Here is a 16,052-nt window from a genome sequence, read left to right as displayed (position 1 = left end):
TGCTCGAACAATAACGCGGGGTGGAGCAGCCCGGTAGCTCGTCAGGCTCATAACCTGAAGGCCGCAGGTTCAAATCCTGCCCCCGCAACCATCTTTACTTGCGATGACCCCGCCCCTCCGGCGGGGTTTTTCGTTTGAACGGAAAGCGTAAGGATTCCAGCGAGATCACCGCGCACGTCGATCTCCACCTTGCCGTCCACCGGCGTCAGCACGATGTCCTCGACCAGCGTCCTGATGATATCGGCGGCTTCTGTCCGCTTCTCCTCGTCCTCGGCCTGCAGGGCGCCGTAGAGGTTCTGAACGCGCGAGCGGTAAAGCTGCGCCATCGAGGGATGCAGAAGGGGCGGCGGGTTGTCGGCTTCTGTAAGGAAGGCTTCGACTTCCTTTTTCCGCTGCTCCAGGCCAACCATCTTCGCATTGATCCTGTCGGCCGCGCCCCCTTTGAGGATCAGGTCGAGCAGGGTGTCCAGCTCGCGATCAATCTTCCTTATCTCGGCCTCTGCAGCTGCCACGTTGGCGCGAGCCTCCATGCGCAGGCGATTGACCTCTTGCGTGAAGACCTCGCAGAACCTCGCGAATAGCTCAGGGTCGACGAGCCGGGTGCGCAGGGCGTTCAGAACGCGGAACTCCAGTTCATCGCGGCGGATGTTGACGCGATTGTCGCAGGTGCCCTTGTTCCGCGCCGTCGAGCAGCCGATCAGCGTCGCGGATATCGCGGAATAGCCGCCACCACAGCACGCGCATTTGGTAAGGCCGGAGAAGAGATACTTCGGACGCCGGCGACGGTGGACGCCTGCCACGTCAGCGTGGCCGTTCTCATCCCGTGCGAGCCGGTTTCTGGCCTGGCGCGCCTTCACGGCTTCCCAGAGCTCGTCGTCCAGAATACGCAGTTCCGGTACGTCCTGGATCACCCACTCTTCCTCGGGGTTCGGTCGTGCCTGGCGTTTGCCCGTGTCAGGATCTTTCACGAAGCGCTGACGGTTCCAGACGATTTTGCCGACATACATCTCATTGTTAAGGATACCGTTCCCGCGCTTTGGGTTGCCGTTGATCGTGCTGAAACCCCAATCGCCACCGGATGGGGCGGGGATGCCATCCTTGTTGAGCGCGAAGGCGATCGTCTTGGCCGACTTGCCCGCGGCATAGTCGCGGAAGATGCGGCGGACGACCTCGGCTTGTGCCTCGTTGATGGTTCGGTCGCCTCTGATCGGCTCGCCGTTGCTATCAAGCTTCTTGACGACGTCATAGCCGTAGGCATTGCCGCCGCCCGACTTGCCGGCCTCCACGCGCCCGCGTTGGCCGCGGCGAGTTTTGTCGGCCAGGTCCTTGAGGAAAAGCGCATTCATCGTGCCCTTCAGGCCGACATGCAGGTGCGAGACCTCGCCCTCGGACAGGGTGAAGATCTTCACGTCCGAATAGGACATCCGCTTGAACAGGCCGGCGATGTCTTCCTGATCGCGCGAGAGACGGTCCATTGCCTCGGCAAGGACGAGATCGAAGCGGCCGCGTGTGGCATCGGAGATCAGTGCCTGCACGCCCGGACGTAGCAGCGAAGCGCCTGAGATCGCATGATCGGAATATTCTTCGACGATGATCCAGCCCTGCTTCTCGGCATGGAGTCGGCACATGCGGAACTGATCGGCGATAGAGGCGTCGCGCTGATTGTCCGAGGAATAACGGGCGTAGATGGCGACCTTCACTGTGCGTCTCCCAAGGCGATCAGGAGCCGCGCGAGCCCTGCTTCTGGACTTCTTGCTCGTAGAACTCGCGAGCCGCCTGTCGCGCGAGAAACTCGACCAACCGGACGAGGCGAGGGTCGGGATCGCCCTGCGGCGTGAAGCTCAGCTCCGGTGTCTCTACGAGCAACGCCTCGAGCAGTTCTTCGCGCTCGCTCGGCACAGTCGTGGATCTCGGTTGGCTTGCTTTCCGGCTCATACACGCCAGAATTTACGCCGATGCGGTGATAAACAACTGAAATCACGGTGGAATATTCGGCGGTGTCGGGCGGGCTCATTCGCATGTCTACGGGCTGCCGCGCATCATAGCGGGCGCTGGCATAGTGAAATAACCTAGCTTCAAACCACGATTTCGGCGCGTTGTTCATACGAGTTGCCGCCCAGAAACTCCTCTTGGTCGCGCGATCTTCCGATCACGAGCGAAAGGCCTGATGGTGCTGACTATAGCGTATTGCTATTTGCGCTACAAGGCATTATCTTCGGGTTCAAAGGAGGTGACTCATGGCCACCACAGCTGACCGTAAGGAATATCCCATCTCGATGCGACTGCCGGAATCGGATGTCGCGATGATTGACCGGGCCGCCACGTTGCGAGGCCGATCACGCACGGATTTCGTGCGTGACGCCGCCGTTCGCGCCGCCGAGGAGGTCGTGATGGAAAACCGGCTAATCCGCATGAGCCCTGAAGGCTTCGCTGACTTCATGGATGTCCTGTCCCGCCCGGCTGCTCCGGTTTCCGAAATGGTCGATCTAGCCAAGCGGCACGCGCCGTGGGAGCCCGGCTACGTCGCCAAGCGGTGAGTCGTGGTTTTATCGGCTCCTGAACCCCTCACTGCTGCGCATGATGTCTCCGAATTCTCCTGCGGCAAGCCCACGCTCGATCACTGGCTAAAGATGCGGGCGCTTTCCAACCAGGAGAAGGGCTTTACTGCTGTCATGGTCGTCCACGATGACGGCCGTGTCGTCGGATACTATGGCCTTGCACCAACAGCAGTCGTTCCTTCAGTGCTGCCTCGTTCGGTTCGGACAGGTCAGCCTCCCGATCCGGTTCCTTGCCTCCTTCTAGGACAATTGGCCGCCGACAACGTTTGGGCCGGTCGGGGGATCGGCACAGGGCTGCTGAAGCACGCACTGCAGCGCTGCGTCCAAGCAGCTGCACTTGTGGGTGGACGCGCGCTGATGGTCAATGCCGTTGACGCGGAGGCGGCGCAGTTCTGGCAGCGCCGCGGTTTTTTGCCTTCGAAGGACGACCCGTTTGTTCTGTTTCGCCCGATCTCGGTGATTGCTGCGTCGCTAGATGCGTAACCCAAGATATTGAAGCCCTCCGCGTGAATTCACTGGAGTGCCAGAACATAGCTTTGATGTTGGCAAAAAGAGCTATTTCGGGCTAAATGGCGCAAACGGGGCGTGACGGGTTCAATTATGAAGACGATGTCCGCAAGGGAAGCGAAAAACGCCTTTGGCTTGATGATCGACACCGCTCGTGCGGAACCCGTGTGCATCGAGAAGCATGGGCGCGGTGTGGTGGTGGTCGTTTCCGTCGAGGAGTATGAGCGGCTTTGTGCTCAGAAGGAGCGGGCATACCAACCGGCGGCAGGTATCGGGGGCGAAAAGAATGGACGGGCTTAGCGAGCGCGACATTTGCAGTAAGTTTATCACGCCCACCCTTACTGCTGCAGGCTGGAACCTACATACCCAGATCCGCGAGGAAGTGAGTTTGACAGCTGGGCGCATCGTTGTTCGCGGCAAATTGACATCCCGTGGCAAGCAGAAGCGCGCGGATTATATCCTTTATCATAAACCCAACATCCCGATTGCTGTTATTGAAGCCAAAGATGCTTCACATTCGGTCGGCGCAGGCATGCAGCAAGCGCTCGAATATGCCGAGATGATCGATGTGCCGTTTGCCTTTTCGACGAACGGAAAAGGCCTCCTCTTGCACGACAGATCGACAGTAGGCGGTTCCGTCGAGTGTGAATTCTCGCTCCAGGAAATGCCGTCACCTGAGCTGCTTTGGCAGCGGTATGCGGCTTGGAAGGGTATCGCGACCGCCCAAGACCCCCTCGTCAACCAGGACTATTTCGATGATGGTACCGGCAAGGCGCCGCGCTACTATCAGACATTGGCCGTCAATCGTGTGATCGAGGAAGCCGCAAAAGGTCGCGATCGGTTGCTGCTTGTCATGGCGACAGGGACAGGCAAGACCTACACAGCTTTTCAGATCATCTGGCGGCTATGGAAAGCGGGAGCAAAGAAGCGGGTTCTGTTCCTCGCAGATCGTAATATTCTTGTCGATCAGACGAAAACGAACGACTTCAAACCGTTTGGCAGCGCGATGACCAAGATCACAAACCGCCAAGCCGATAAGTCCTACGAAATTTATCTTTCGCTCTATCAGGCTGTCACCGGGACGGATGAAGCAGCGAACATCTACAAGCAGTTTTCGCCTGATTTCTTCGATCTAGTGATCATCGACGAATGCCATCGCGGAAGTGCGGCAGCCGATTCCGCTTGGCGCGAAATCCTCGAGTACTTCTCAAACGCGACACAAATCGGCATGACGGCCACGCCGAAAGAAACGAAGGATGTTTCTAACATCGACTATTTCGGTGCGCCGGTTTACACATATTCGCTGCGCCAAGGCATCGAAGACGGCTTTCTGGCACCCTATAAGGTCATTCGTTATGACCTCGACAAGGACCTGACAGGCTATCGGCCAGAGGCTGGAACACACGACCGCTATGGCCACGAAGTAGAAGACCGCATCTACAATCAGCGAGATTTCGATCGAACGCTGGTTCTTGACGAGCGCACCAAATTGGTCGCCTCAAAGATCACAGAATTTCTGAAAGCCACTAACCGCTTCGATAAAACCATCGTGTTCTGTGAGGACACTGAGCACGCTGAACGTCTACGCCAGGCGCTCGCCAACGCGAATGCCGACCTGGTGGCTGAAAATCACCGGTATGTCATGCGGATCACCGGCGACGATTCGCTTGGCAAGGCGGAGCTCGACAATTTTATTGACCCGAAAGGACGCTATCCGGTCATCGCTACCACATCCAAGCTTCTGACAACCGGTGTGGATGCAAAGACGTGCAAGCTGATCGTTCTGGATCAGCGCATCCAGTCCATGACCGAGTTCAAGCAAATTATCGGTCGTGGCACGCGGATAGATGAGGAGCATGGGAAGCAGTATTTCACGATCATGGATTTCAAGCGGGCGACGGAGCTCTTCGCCGATCCCGATTTCGATGGCAATCCTGTACAGATCTACGAGCCGGGCACCGGCGATCCACCACTCCCGCCTGATGATGACGATGTAACAACAACACCGGGCGGGTTCGGTGAGGGTGAACAACCGGAGATTACGAGCGGTGTGCAAGGCGATCCATTCGGTGATGATATGGCGCCGCGGAAGTTCTACGTCGACGGCGTCGAAGTCCGCGTTCTTTCAAAGCGCGTTCAATATCTCGGGCCGGACGGCAAGCTGATCACGGAATCACTGCGTTCCTACGCGAAAAAGACGCTGCAAAAAGACTGCAAGACGCTCGGTGAATTTCTCCGTCGTTGGGATGAAGCGGAAAAAAAGCAGGTGATCATCGAAGAGCTGGAATCGTTGGGCGTCTCACTGGATGGACTACGCGACGAAGTCAAAAACGGCGATGCCTTCAGCTCTTTCGATCTGCTTTGTCATGTCGCCTATGGCCAGCCCCCGTTGACGCGCAAGGAACGCGCCGAACAAGTCAAGAAGCGAAACTACTTCGCTAAGTTCGAGGGCAAGGCGCGCTCCGTGTTGGAAGCGCTGCTCGACAAATATGCGGATGAGGGCTTCGGGCCGCTGGAAAACGCTAAGGTGTTGCAGCTCAAACCTTTCGACGAGATTGGCACGCCAGTCGAGATCGTGAAGGGTGTCTTCGGAGGCAAATCAGCTTATGAGGCGGCGGTGAAAGAACTGCAGCAAGAATTGTATCGAGAGGGGGCATAGAGCGTGTCGAATGTAACGGGAGTAATCAAGTCTATTCAGGACATCATGCGCAAGGATGCCGGTGTCGATGGCGATGCGCAGCGCATCGGGCAGCTGGTCTGGATGTTCTTCCTCAAAATCCTAGATGACCAGGAAGAGTCGCTGATGCTCCTCAGCGATGACTACAATTCCCCGATCCCCGATCATCTGCGCTGGTCTGCCTGGGCCACTAACCCGGAAGGTATCACCGGCGATGCGCTCCTCGACTTCATAAACAATCAGCTTTTTCCAAAGCTGAAGAACCTGTCGCTCGACGGGCCGGAACGTGATCGCGCGCGCGTTGTGCGCACCGCGTTCGAAGATGCATACAACTACATGAAGAACGGCACCCTGATCCGGCAGGTCGTGAACAAGATCAATGAGATCGATTTCAATAACACCGGCGATAAGCACGCCTTTGGAGATGTGTACGAGCAAGTTCTGAAGGATCTTCAAAGCGCTGGCAATGCCGGCGAGTTCTACACTCCGCGTGCAGTCACTCAATTCATGGTCGGCATGCTCGACCCGCAATTGAGCGAAAAAGTACTCGATCCGGCTTGTGGCACGGGCGGCTTCCTCGCCCATGTGATGGACCATAAGACAGATTGTTATGTGCAATCGACTAGTGATGCCGAGATCGTCCAGAAAACCATTTTTGGGGTCGAAAAGAAGGCGCTACCACATCTTCTCTGTGTAACCAACATGATGCTGCACGGCATCGAAGCCCCAACCAACATCCTGCACGACAACACTCTCGCCACGCCCCTGAAGGATCACAAATGGCGAGGTACGGTCGATGTCATCGTCACCAATCCACCGTTCGGCGGCATGGAGGAAGATGGCATCGAAAAGAACGTGCCGCAGGCGTTCCAAACACGTGAGACAGCGGACCTTTTTCTGGTTCTGATTATCGAGCTTCTGAAGGATGGTGGCCGAGCTGCCGTCGTTCTGCCAGACGGCACCCTCTTTGGCGAAGGCATCAAGACTCGCATCAAGGAGAAGCTGATGACGGAATGCAACCTACACACCATCATTCGCCTGCCGAACGGTGTCTTTAATCCGTACACCGGCATTAAGACCAACCTCTTATTCTTCGAAAAATGCCACAAGGATGGAAACGGCAATGCGTTGAATCCGACCTCGGAGGTCTGGTTCTACGAACATCCCTATCCCGAGGGTTACAAAAACTATTCCAAGACGAAGCCCATGCGCATCGAGGAATTCAGGGGTGCAAACAGCGAACAGGCTTGGTGGGGCGACATAAAGACGCGTGCTGAACGCAAGGAAAATGGTCGCGCTTGGAAAGTGAGCGCCAAAGAGATCAAGGCTAATGGCTACAATCTCGACATCTCCAATCCTCACCGCGAAGAAGAGGGGCACAAGGACCCGGCGGAGCTGCTCGCCGCTTGGCAGGAGAACCGAAAAAAACTCGCTGCTACACAGGAGCAACTAAGAGGCATGTTGGCCCAGGCACTCACCAAGTCGACGGCCGCATAATGCTTGCAGACACGTTTCTAAAGGAATTTGGGCGGCTTGCTGCCGGGACCGACGGCATACGGAAGCTACGAGAGTTGGTTCTGAATTTAGCGATCTCCGGAAGATTATCGGACCAGCGGCCAGAGGACGGACATGCACAAGCGCTGGTCGAAGCTGCGGGCAACGCGATCCGATCAGCTGTTACGTCAGGAAAAATTCGGAAACCAAAGTACTTTGGAAAAGCAAAAAACAGTAATTTGGCAGGGTCAATACCGGCAAACTGGATTTCTACGAGTCTTGGTGACCTAGGGTTGATCTCTCCTCGAAATGAGGCACAAGATGAAGCTGCGGCGGGCTTTGTGCCCATGGCCGAAATCGAAGCTAAGTTCGGTCTCCCGCACGGATTCGAAGAACGAAAATGGGCGGATATCAAGAGCGGCTACACACACGTAGCAAACGGTGACGTTGTTCTTGCTAAGATTACCCCCTGCTTTGAGAACGGAAAATCTGCAGCAATAACCGGTTTGCCGAATGATCTTGGCGCGGGAACAACGGAATTACACGTATTCCGACAATTGGCTCACGTCGTTGAGGAAGACTACGTCCTAGCATTCTTGAAATCCGAAAGTTTCATCCAGGCGGGCGTACCGAGGATGACAGGCACCGCCGGGCAAAAGCGCGTCCCGGCGGACTATTTTGCACTATCGTCTTTCCCCCTCCCACCCCTTCCGGAGCAGCAACGCATTGTCGCGACGGTTAAGGAACTCATGGCGCTGTGCGACGAATTGGAGACGCGACAGGCTGAAGAAACCGGGCTGAAGCGCGCAGCCGCCGCTTCCGCCCTGCATCATTTGACCGAAGCCAGAACGCCGGAGGAAAGCGCCGACCGTTGGTCCTTGCTCGTCCCCCGTTTCGGCGAGCTGTTCGACGAGATGGAGACGATTAAGGCTTTGCGGAGAGCGATTCTCCACTCAGCGGCGTTCGGCCAGCTCACTGAGCACTTGCCAACAGATGGATCAGCTAGCGAGCTTTTGGATGAAATAGGCGCACAACGTTCAAAGTTACTGGCCGAAAATCTACCAACGAAAAACGAAGCTGCTACACAATCTAGAAAGCTAGACAATCAACAAATTCCAGACGCTCTCCCAGCACTTCCCACAAATTGGCAGTGGGCGACCCTCATGCAGTGCTGTCGTTGGGTGGTCGATTGCCGAAATAAGACTGCAAAGTATTCTACATCGGGAGCTACCCTCCTCCGCACAAACAACATTCGCGATGGAAAATTAATTCTAGCGGATGTCAAATTTGTTGACGACGACACCTATGACAAATGGACCGAGAGGTATCGGCCTGCGGCAAATGATTTAATCATCACGCGCGAAGCTCCAATGGGTGAGGTCTGCCTTTTGGATGACCAATATACATATTGCCTCGGCCAGAGATTGATGCTCGCAAGCGTAATTCCCGGAACTATTGAACCGAAGTTTTTGCTATATTCCCTGCGAGATCCCGAATTGATGGACCGCGTTCAAGACAAACCAGTTGGCTCGACGGTTCAGCACTTTAGAGTTGGTGGGATTGAAACGCTCTTGGTTCCGGTTCCGCCCCTAGCCGAACAAAAGCGCATTTTCGTCAAAGTGGATAAACTCATGGCGCTGTGCGACCGGCTGGAAGAGCAGGCACGTGAGGGCGAGCGACTGGGCGCCGAGCTGATGGCCGCGCTGGTCCATTCCCTGACTGAAACGGATCCCGATGGCGGCGGTGCGGCTGAGCCTGCCAGCCTTGCCGAGGACGCTTCCGCCATCACTGCGCCTAAGCTCGCAAACGGAAATGCGCCCGAAACGCCGGAAACCAAAAGTACCTTCGCCCCTTCCAAATCGGGGACGACCGCTCCGGGTCTTGCGCTGAGCGTCGACACCAAGTTCCAAGAGGCCGTGCTGGTCGCGGCCATCGTCAGCACATTCTTCCAAGCTGGCGGTGAGCCTATTGGCAATTTTCGTCTGCAGAAGGCGGTCTATTTCGCTCGCCGCCAGATGGGTGAGCATGTTGGCGAGATGGCCTATCTCAAAAAGGCGGCCGGGCCCTACAACCCATCGATGAAATATTCTGGTGGCATCGCGATCGCCAAACAAAAGAACTGGTTGCGAGAGGCACGCGGCCGCTTTGGATTCGGCCATGTGCCGGGGGCAGATGTTGGCGATGCCAGCGAATGGGTTGACACATACGGCTATGAAACTCCTGCTCGCTGGGTGGCCGAGCACTTTCGCTACAAGAAGAACGAAGAGTGGGAAACACTGGCGACAATCGATTATGCCGTCGAGCACCTGAATACGCTCGGCATTGAGCCCGACGCCGCGCAGATACTCCAATACATCGCCAGCGATCCCGAATGGCGTCCAAAGATCGAAAAATTGGGGCTGACCGAAATGTTAGTCGACGCCGCCATGCTTGAGGCGAAGGCGCTATTCAGCGCCAAAGCCGGGGATTGCTCAGCGTGATCATATCACCTCTGGAACATGCGCTCGACTTTCAGAAGGTCTTCGGGCTGACGCGGCTGGCGACGACGATTGACAAGGCGGAAGCGGCGCTTGAAACCCTCCAACCGGAGACGATCGACTATTGCAAATGCGTCATCGAGATTATCTGCAAGCACATCCTCGCTGAACGCGGCATTCCATATGATGATCTGAAACTGCCCAAGCTGGTCAAGCAGGCGTTGTCGTCTTGCGGCTTCGAAAATGAGGTGATCGCTGGCAACCTTTCGGGGATTGTCGGTGCGCTTGCGGAAATACGCAACCGCACCGGCATTGCCGGGCATGGACAGCACGACAGCCAGGACATGCCTTCGCAAACGGATATCCGGATTTTCGTGTCGATATTTGAAAGCGTCATCAGCCTGCTCTGGCATGCCTTCAGCAAGTTCAATATCGACCTGACCCTGACGAAGCTCCGGTTTGATCTCATCGAGCAACGTCTCGAACTCGCGTCGTTCAACGAAGTCTTGGATGTATCTACCTCGATCACCTACGATCAGGAAGAGGGACGCATCTATATTAACGGCAAAGAAGTGCGGCCCTCAGAGCTGCTATTCATTTTCGACAGGAACTCGTACTCCGAAGAGCTCAAGAAGTTCCAGATTTCCGAGGTCATTGCTGAACCAGATGAGGAGGCATCCGCCACATGACCACGCATCTCACTGCCCGCATCGCCTGGCATGACGACGGATGGAACGGGCGCATCTGCTCGAAGCCAGAACTCAACACCTACTGCGTTGGCCTGAAGTCCTATCCTGGGGACGTGATCCACCGAGAGCGGAACTTGGAGAGGGAAACGGCTTGCGCCGGCCAAGCGGTCTGCAAGCTCAAGGGTGACGACGTGCCACCCTGCATATACAGCATCAATGCCTTTGGGCCCGACGCGATCCGCGGCTATTCCAATCCACCAGACTTCTTCTTCGATGGTGCTGATCGGGAGGAATGGGATATCCCGCCTTCGACCGTGTGCGTCTGGCCGTATGAAGCCATGTATGGCGATGAGGTTTATACTGACGGTCGGCTCGATAACGACAAGCGACGCAGAGGCGCGGACGAATTTTTTGCAGAACTGGACGACGGCGAAAGCCTGATCTTCTACTATGCCAACCACTCCAACCCGTTCACCGACGAAAATGACCCCAAATATGTGATCGTCGGGGTCTCGCGAGTAAAACAGGTCGGCAAACCGCTTTTCTATCCGAACGCCACGGACGACATCAAAAAGCGCTTCGCTCAGGGCATGGTGTGGGCACGCAATGTGACGTCCTACTACCCTGATGAAGGTTTCCGCATTCCCTACCACGCTTATCGCGATCAACCTGGAATTCTCGAGAAGATCCTCGTCACACCTGAGAACCCCGCCACGTGCAAATACGGTGCGCGTCACCTCACCGATGACACGGCCATCGGGATGCTGGAGCAGTTGCTCGATGCCATAGGCCGGCTCAAAGAGATCGGAGACGCCCAGGAAGATTGGGACCTTCGCCAAAAATGGGTACAGGCGCAAATCGGCAAGCTTTGGCAGCGGCGAGGCTTATATCCTGGCCTGCTTACCGTGATGGATCTTCTCGATGCGGAAGTCAGCATCAACAACGCCAAATGGTATTGCGACAGGAGGGAGGAGAAGAAGGCCTACGAGCTTTTCTTTGATGCTCTCGACGGCGGCAAGGATTGCCCCGAGCTCGAACTGACTGGGCTCGTGGCGAAACGCGTCTCACGGTCTTGGCAGTTGCTGGAAGACGATGTGCGTGCATTCCTCAAGTCGATAGCCGTGCGCGTCGACCTCTATCTCGATCAGCTTGAAAGCATTGTTGGTCAGAAGCGTACCGCGCATGGCCTGCCTGACGACCTGAAGGAAATTGTCGAAGACCCCTATCTGCTAAGCGAACTCTTTGTAGGAGATGCGCCCGAAGACATCATCCCATGGAGTACGATCGATCGCGGGGTCTTTCCGTCACCGGAGCTCGGCGGTGATGTACTATGCGACATGCTCCTTGATGATCCTCGCAGGCTTCGTTCGCTGTGTGTGGAACAATTGCGACGCGAACCTAATCAGACCTTCCGTCCGGCGGATATCATTCTGAAGGAAATCAATGCCCGAATGGATCGGATGCCGGAATGGAAGCGGCATAATTTCAGCCTGCGATATTTTGAGGTTGACCGAGATCCGCTCGAAAAAGCCTTGGTACTCAAAAATGAAGATGAGCGCCTATACCTCTATCTGAAGCAGGTATTTCAGGATGAGCGTAGGGTCGAAAAGGCGCTCACAGAGCTTTTCGACCGGCCCGCCATTGCTCTGTCCCGCCCCCTCCCAGATGGGTTTTGGCTGCGAGCTGTTTCTGATGATGAATCGCTCCTCTCGAAGAAGGGTGGTGAGAAATACCAGAAGGCAGTCGCAGCCCAAGCAGAGCAATGTGCTCAAATCTTTAGGTTGCCTCTTTCGGTTGTGTCCGGTCGTGCGGGCACCGGAAAGACAACCATAATCCGCGCTATAGTCAAAGGCATCCGGCAGGTCGAGGGAGTTGGCGCGCCGATCCATGTGATGACGCCGACCGGCAAGGCAACGGACCGTGTACGCGCCGTATTCGAACGTCACAAGATAGCTGGTGTCGACGTGTCGACGATCCACTCCTTCTTGGCTTCAAACGGCTGGCTCAATGACAACCTGACTTTCAAGAGATGGGGTGGAAAACGCTCTGATCTCGAAGGCACGATCGTCATCGACGAAACATCCATGCTTGATCTTGCGCTCGCCGCCACATTCTTCCGATCCATCGAATGGCAAAACGTGAAGCGTCTCATCCTTGTTGGCGATCACAATCAGCTTCCTCCGATCGGCAGGGGGCGCGTCTTCTCGGATATCATCGAATGGCTGCGCGAAGCCGAAACGCATAATCTGGCGGTTCTTGAGACTAATATGCGTCAGATGGAAAATAGGCTCGACGGGAAGGGCCAAGGCATCCTCGACCTAGCAGAACTATTTTTGGTAGATTCGGCGGTGCAAAGCCAACAAACGACGCCTGAGGCAGAGCAGCTCCTTCAGAAGGTGCACCAAGGGGGGAAGATCGACGAAGATCTGGATGTTGTCTATTGGAACGCAGCCGATGACCTCGTGGCTAGCCTAGTGTCAGACCTGGTCTCAGTCCTGCCGCGAGAAGAGGCTGACCCGCCAATTTATAAGTTGTGGCGCAATGAGATCGTCCAGAACAATCCCGAGCGCTTGCAGGTCTTAACCCCTCACCGCGGGGAGCTTCATGGCGTCGAGGCGCTGAATATTGAGCTTCAATCTGTTTTGACAAATGACCTGATAGACCGTGTGGGTGCAGTTGACGGCATCACGTTGAACGACAAGGTCATCCAGATCCAGAACAGAACATCTCGACGGGGACTGTGGGCCTATGATTTCTCTATCGGAAAAGCCCGCCAAGTTGAGCTTTTTAACGGAGAAATCGGGTATGTCGAACCTCACAACTTCGACCGAGCAGACCTAAAGAAGGTGTTTGCGGGCTACAGCAAGAAGCGCCTGAAGCGGTTTCAGGTGAAGTTCGCGAGAAAAGAGAAGATTTGCGTAAACTATGGTCGCGACATTCCCACCGCGACAAAAGGAAGATTCACGTCTGAGAGTGTCGAGAACAATCTTGAGCTCGCCTATGCAATTTCGATCCATAAGTCACAAGGAAGCGAGTTCGAGCAGACATTTGTTGTCCTCCCTGCGTCTCGGCGACCGCTGAGTGCGGAACTTCTCTATACCGCATTAACGCGCGCCCAAGGCCATTGCAGGCTGTACGTGCAAGGTAATCTCTCACCGTTGTTGGACGCGCGGCGCAAAGAGAATGCTCAGAGCGTACTCGTTTCATCATCGCTTTTCGGCCATTTCAGGAACGTTGATGACCGACTGTTGGCTAGAAGCGACTGGTATGAAAGCGGCAAGATCCATGAAGCGCTCAGCGGCGACATGGTGCGGTCAAAATCCGAGGTGATAATCGCGAACCTGCTCAATCAAGCAGGTATCCCATTTACATATGAAGAGCCACTCTATGCTGGAGACGGCAGCTTCTTTCTACCGGATTTCACGCTTCGAGTGGGTGGTGAAAAATACTTCTGGGAACACTGGGGGATGACGTCAGATGAAGAGTATTCGGCACATCGCGATAAAAAGAAGGCTTGGTATGAGACTAATTTCCCAGGGCGCCTGATCGAGACGCTCGAAAGTAGCCAGCTCAGTTCCGACGCAGACAGATTAATTCAGCAAATCAGGCGAAAGTAGGCGCTAGCGCAGGCCACGTCGCACACTACGAACGACGGTTTAATGACAGACAATCTCCATACAATCTCAATCCTTAGCGCAATTCCAATCAGTATCTATGTGCTAGGTTGTTCTTGATGAAATGCGGCATCCTGATCATAGGCTCCCTGTACTGGGACGAAGAAAACGGGCGGACCGACTGGCGCAAAAGGCGGCTGGACATGAGTGCCAGTATCCCGGTGCGAGCACCTATTTATTACGGGCGCAAGTCGACCTCGCGGGGCAACACCTACACGATGACTTTTCGACGCAACGATCCGTCAGGCATGGCGATTCTAGTGCCATGTCAGCGTGAGATTGAGACGATCGATGACTTGAAAGACGAAGTCGAGGCCCTGTGGAAGGCGGAAGCTCCCAACTCCCGATCAGGCGCGATCGGCAGTGCTTGGGGCTGCGTCGGGGCGCTGCTTGGGAGTGATGAATCCAGAGAAGCGCTGGCACAGGCCTGGTATGCCCATTTCCGGACGTTTCGAACTGAGGGACTCTCTGTAGTTGATGCGGATGGCATTCTCGATATCGTCTGGCCGGAAACCGAGAACGGGGCACCAGCAGACATGGATGTCATACTGGCCACTGCCACCAAGCCGATCCCTGTACCGCCTCGGGCGCATTCCGTCGCAGATGCGTGGCTCAGTCAGAGCGGCGGCTATGAGCGCTACTTCCTTGAGAACGTGCGCCATGGCATCCGCACATTTGACGATGGCGAAATCTGGCAGAGAATTGAAGAGCGGGCGCCCCACTGGCTGAACTCCGAGGGCTACGCACTGGCCATCCAGACCTTGCGAGCCGAAGCGGCAGGCCACGAATAGCTGTCCGATGACCAACGGATCACCATTGCCATAGAAGGCGTCGTCTAGTCGCCCTGCAGGAGCCTCTTGAGATTTGATAGAATCTGCGAGCGGGCGTTCTCGACCGACGACCCCACCGAAGAGGCGACCATTTCGACCGCGCGGCCAACTTCGCCGGGTTCGATCGGCTCGTTACCGCGAGTGAGGAAGGGGCCGTCCGTCTCGGTCAGAACACGGTCGATTGGTATTTCGCGCATCACGCGCAATCCGGTCGCGGAAGCGAGCATGCCCTCGTTAACGGAGAAATAGCAGCCGCGATCAACGGCCCTGCACACATCAGCCTTGCTGCCAGTGAACCAATGCAAGACGACGCCCGCCCGATCTGGCGGTAGATGCTCATCGAGCATGTCAAGGACCGGTTTCGTCGCCCTGACGCTATGCAGACTCAAGATCTTGTCGCCTTGCTGAGCGCAGGCTCGAAGAATTCTGCCGAAGACCGACTGCTGCAGTTCGAAAGAGCGATAATGAGCGGGTCCGCGATCAAGCCCGATCTCCCCGACGTAACGCGTCCGCGGCAAGAGCTTCTCGAACAGGTCGAGCTCGAGATGCCGATCGGCGACGAGCTGCGGATGCAGACCGAGCCCAACCCTTACGAAGTCGCTGCCTGCGGACAGTTCGACATTCCTTTCAAACGCCTTCGGGGTCGTCGTGACCGCCAAGGTCGCTACGCGCTTGCGATCGCAGGCCGCAATCGCTCTCGCGAGGTCGGGATAGAGGTCGAGATGCGTATGGAAATCCACGTAGTCAGGCCGCATAGTCACCCGCCCGGCCGTGCCCGAACACCTTTCAGGAGCTCGGCGACTTCAAGGACGCCACGTCGAAACACGTCGGCATAATCCGGTATCTCATCCGGCTTGTCATGGAGCGGACCGGGCTTGTGGACCAGTATCTTCGCGAGATCCGACTTCGCCCTGATCCGCTTGGCCATCAGCTGGAAGGACCGGACGTGCTCCCCTTCGGGCTGGTCGGAGGCCAGGATATGCCCCTTCAGATCCTCAACCGTGTAGAGCGTCTCATCGTCTCCATCGAGACCGACTTCGAGCGAAGCTCTACGGATGAGAGCGGCGGTGCAAAAGTCGGCTACGGAAGCGGCGGGATAGTCCTGCTGCGCCGGAGTAAAACCCGGCCACCTATTTACCCTTCTGT

Annotated in this window: 12 protein-coding genes, 1 tRNA gene and 2 pseudogenes; 11 read left to right on the top strand and 4 right to left on the bottom strand. The window is 56.1% G+C overall.

Features of this window, described 5'->3' with window-relative positions:
* The first annotated feature begins 14 nt into the window (after positions 1–14).
* Both FJU08_RS22105 and FJU08_RS23170 read left to right on the top strand, forming a co-directional pair.
* Positions 15–91: transfer RNA gene (locus FJU08_RS22105), tRNA-Met, on the top strand.
* A gap of 43 nt (positions 92–134) precedes the next feature.
* Positions 135–581, top strand: coding sequence for a hypothetical protein (locus FJU08_RS23170; RefSeq protein ID WP_235890948.1), 447 nt, complete (start codon positions 135–137; stop codon positions 579–581).
* Between the two features lie 33 nt (positions 582–614).
* Here the strand turns inward: FJU08_RS23170 and FJU08_RS23165 are convergent.
* Together FJU08_RS23165 and FJU08_RS22095 are read right to left on the bottom strand one after the other, a co-directional pair.
* Positions 615–1,700, bottom strand: a pseudogene (locus FJU08_RS23165) (recombinase family protein); the annotation flags it as partial.
* 19 nt (positions 1,701–1,719) lie between these two features.
* A complete protein-coding gene (locus FJU08_RS22095; RefSeq protein WP_141151209.1) occupies positions 1,720–1,899 on the bottom strand; it encodes a hypothetical protein in 180 nt (59 codons plus the stop codon).
* Positions 1,900–2,237: 338 nt separating this feature from the next.
* Here FJU08_RS22095 and FJU08_RS22090 point away from each other — a divergent pair, with 338 nt between their 5' ends.
* From FJU08_RS22090 to FJU08_RS22050, 9 genes are all read left to right on the top strand, one after another.
* The gene (locus FJU08_RS22090; protein WP_141151208.1) at positions 2,238–2,537 is read left to right on the top strand and encodes a type II toxin-antitoxin system TacA family antitoxin; all 300 of its coding nucleotides are present in this window, start codon (positions 2,238–2,240) and stop codon (positions 2,535–2,537) included.
* 3 nt (positions 2,538–2,540) lie between these two features.
* Entirely contained in the window at positions 2,541–3,041 is a 501-nt protein-coding gene (locus FJU08_RS22085; RefSeq protein WP_141151207.1) for a GNAT family N-acetyltransferase, read from the top strand.
* A 117-nt stretch (positions 3,042–3,158) separates the two neighbouring features.
* The gene (locus FJU08_RS22080) at positions 3,159–3,365 is read left to right on the top strand and encodes a type II toxin-antitoxin system prevent-host-death family antitoxin (RefSeq protein WP_141151206.1); all 207 of its coding nucleotides are present in this window, start codon (positions 3,159–3,161) and stop codon (positions 3,363–3,365) included.
* Positions 3,352–5,724: an EcoAI/FtnUII family type I restriction enzme subunit R gene (gene hsdR / locus FJU08_RS22075; protein ID WP_141151205.1), complete on the top strand. Its 2,373-nt coding sequence runs from the start codon at positions 3,352–3,354 to the stop codon at positions 5,722–5,724. The genes FJU08_RS22080 and hsdR overlap by 14 nt, the downstream gene beginning before the upstream one ends.
* A 3-nt stretch (positions 5,725–5,727) precedes the next feature.
* Positions 5,728–7,239 (top strand): type I restriction-modification system subunit M, encoded by a 1,512-nt coding sequence (locus tag FJU08_RS22070; protein ID WP_141151204.1) that lies wholly within the window; start codon positions 5,728–5,730, stop codon positions 7,237–7,239.
* Positions 7,239–9,716, top strand: a complete 2,478-nt coding sequence (locus FJU08_RS22065) for a restriction endonuclease subunit S (RefSeq protein ID WP_141151203.1) — start codon at positions 7,239–7,241, stop codon at positions 9,714–9,716. Before FJU08_RS22070 ends, FJU08_RS22065 begins: the two co-directional genes overlap by 1 nt.
* Positions 9,704–10,402 (top strand): abortive infection family protein, encoded by a 699-nt coding sequence (locus FJU08_RS22060; protein WP_181409999.1) that lies wholly within the window; start codon positions 9,704–9,706, stop codon positions 10,400–10,402. Before FJU08_RS22065 ends, FJU08_RS22060 begins: the two co-directional genes overlap by 13 nt.
* Complete coding sequence (locus FJU08_RS22055; protein WP_141151201.1) at positions 10,399–14,019, top strand: AAA family ATPase; 3,621 nt, start codon at positions 10,399–10,401, stop codon at positions 14,017–14,019. The genes FJU08_RS22060 and FJU08_RS22055 overlap by 4 nt, the downstream gene beginning before the upstream one ends.
* Before the next feature lie 116 nt (positions 14,020–14,135).
* Complete coding sequence (locus tag FJU08_RS22050; protein WP_141151200.1) at positions 14,136–14,867, top strand: hypothetical protein; 732 nt, start codon at positions 14,136–14,138, stop codon at positions 14,865–14,867.
* 44 nt (positions 14,868–14,911) lie between these two features.
* Here FJU08_RS22050 and qatD read toward each other — a convergent pair whose 3' ends face one another.
* A complete protein-coding gene (qatD, locus tag FJU08_RS22045; protein ID WP_141151199.1) occupies positions 14,912–15,661 on the bottom strand; it encodes a Qat anti-phage system TatD family nuclease QatD in 750 nt (249 codons plus the stop codon).
* 2 nt (positions 15,662–15,663) lie between these two features.
* Positions 15,664–16,052, bottom strand: a pseudogene (locus FJU08_RS22920) (hypothetical protein); the annotation flags it as partial.

It is taken from the genome of Martelella alba (genome assembly GCF_006516955.1).
In the GTDB taxonomy this organism is placed as follows: Bacteria; Pseudomonadota; Alphaproteobacteria; order Rhizobiales; family Rhizobiaceae; genus Martelella; species Martelella alba.
Note: the sequence above shows the minus strand (reverse complement) of the source record. Positions and strands in the feature narration are given on the sequence as shown.

Bases quoted from the DNA above. Each gene is read 5' to 3' on its own strand.
- FJU08_RS22090 (WP_141151208.1), top strand. From the start codon at position 2,238: ATGGCCACCACAGCTGACCGTAAGGAATATCCCATCTCGATGCGACTG.
- FJU08_RS22065 (WP_141151203.1), top strand. From the start codon at position 7,239: ATGCTTGCAGACACGTTTCTAAAGGAATTTGGGCGGCTTGCTGCCGGG.
- qatD (WP_141151199.1), bottom strand. From the start codon at position 15,661: ATGCGGCCTGACTACGTGGATTTCCATACGCATCTCGACCTCTATCCC.
- hsdR (WP_141151205.1), top strand. From the start codon at position 3,352: ATGGACGGGCTTAGCGAGCGCGACATTTGCAGTAAGTTTATCACGCCC.
- FJU08_RS22055 (WP_141151201.1), top strand. From the start codon at position 10,399: ATGACCACGCATCTCACTGCCCGCATCGCCTGGCATGACGACGGATGG.
- FJU08_RS22080 (WP_141151206.1), top strand. From the start codon at position 3,159: ATGAAGACGATGTCCGCAAGGGAAGCGAAAAACGCCTTTGGCTTGATG.
- FJU08_RS22050 (WP_141151200.1), top strand. From the start codon at position 14,136: ATGAAATGCGGCATCCTGATCATAGGCTCCCTGTACTGGGACGAAGAA.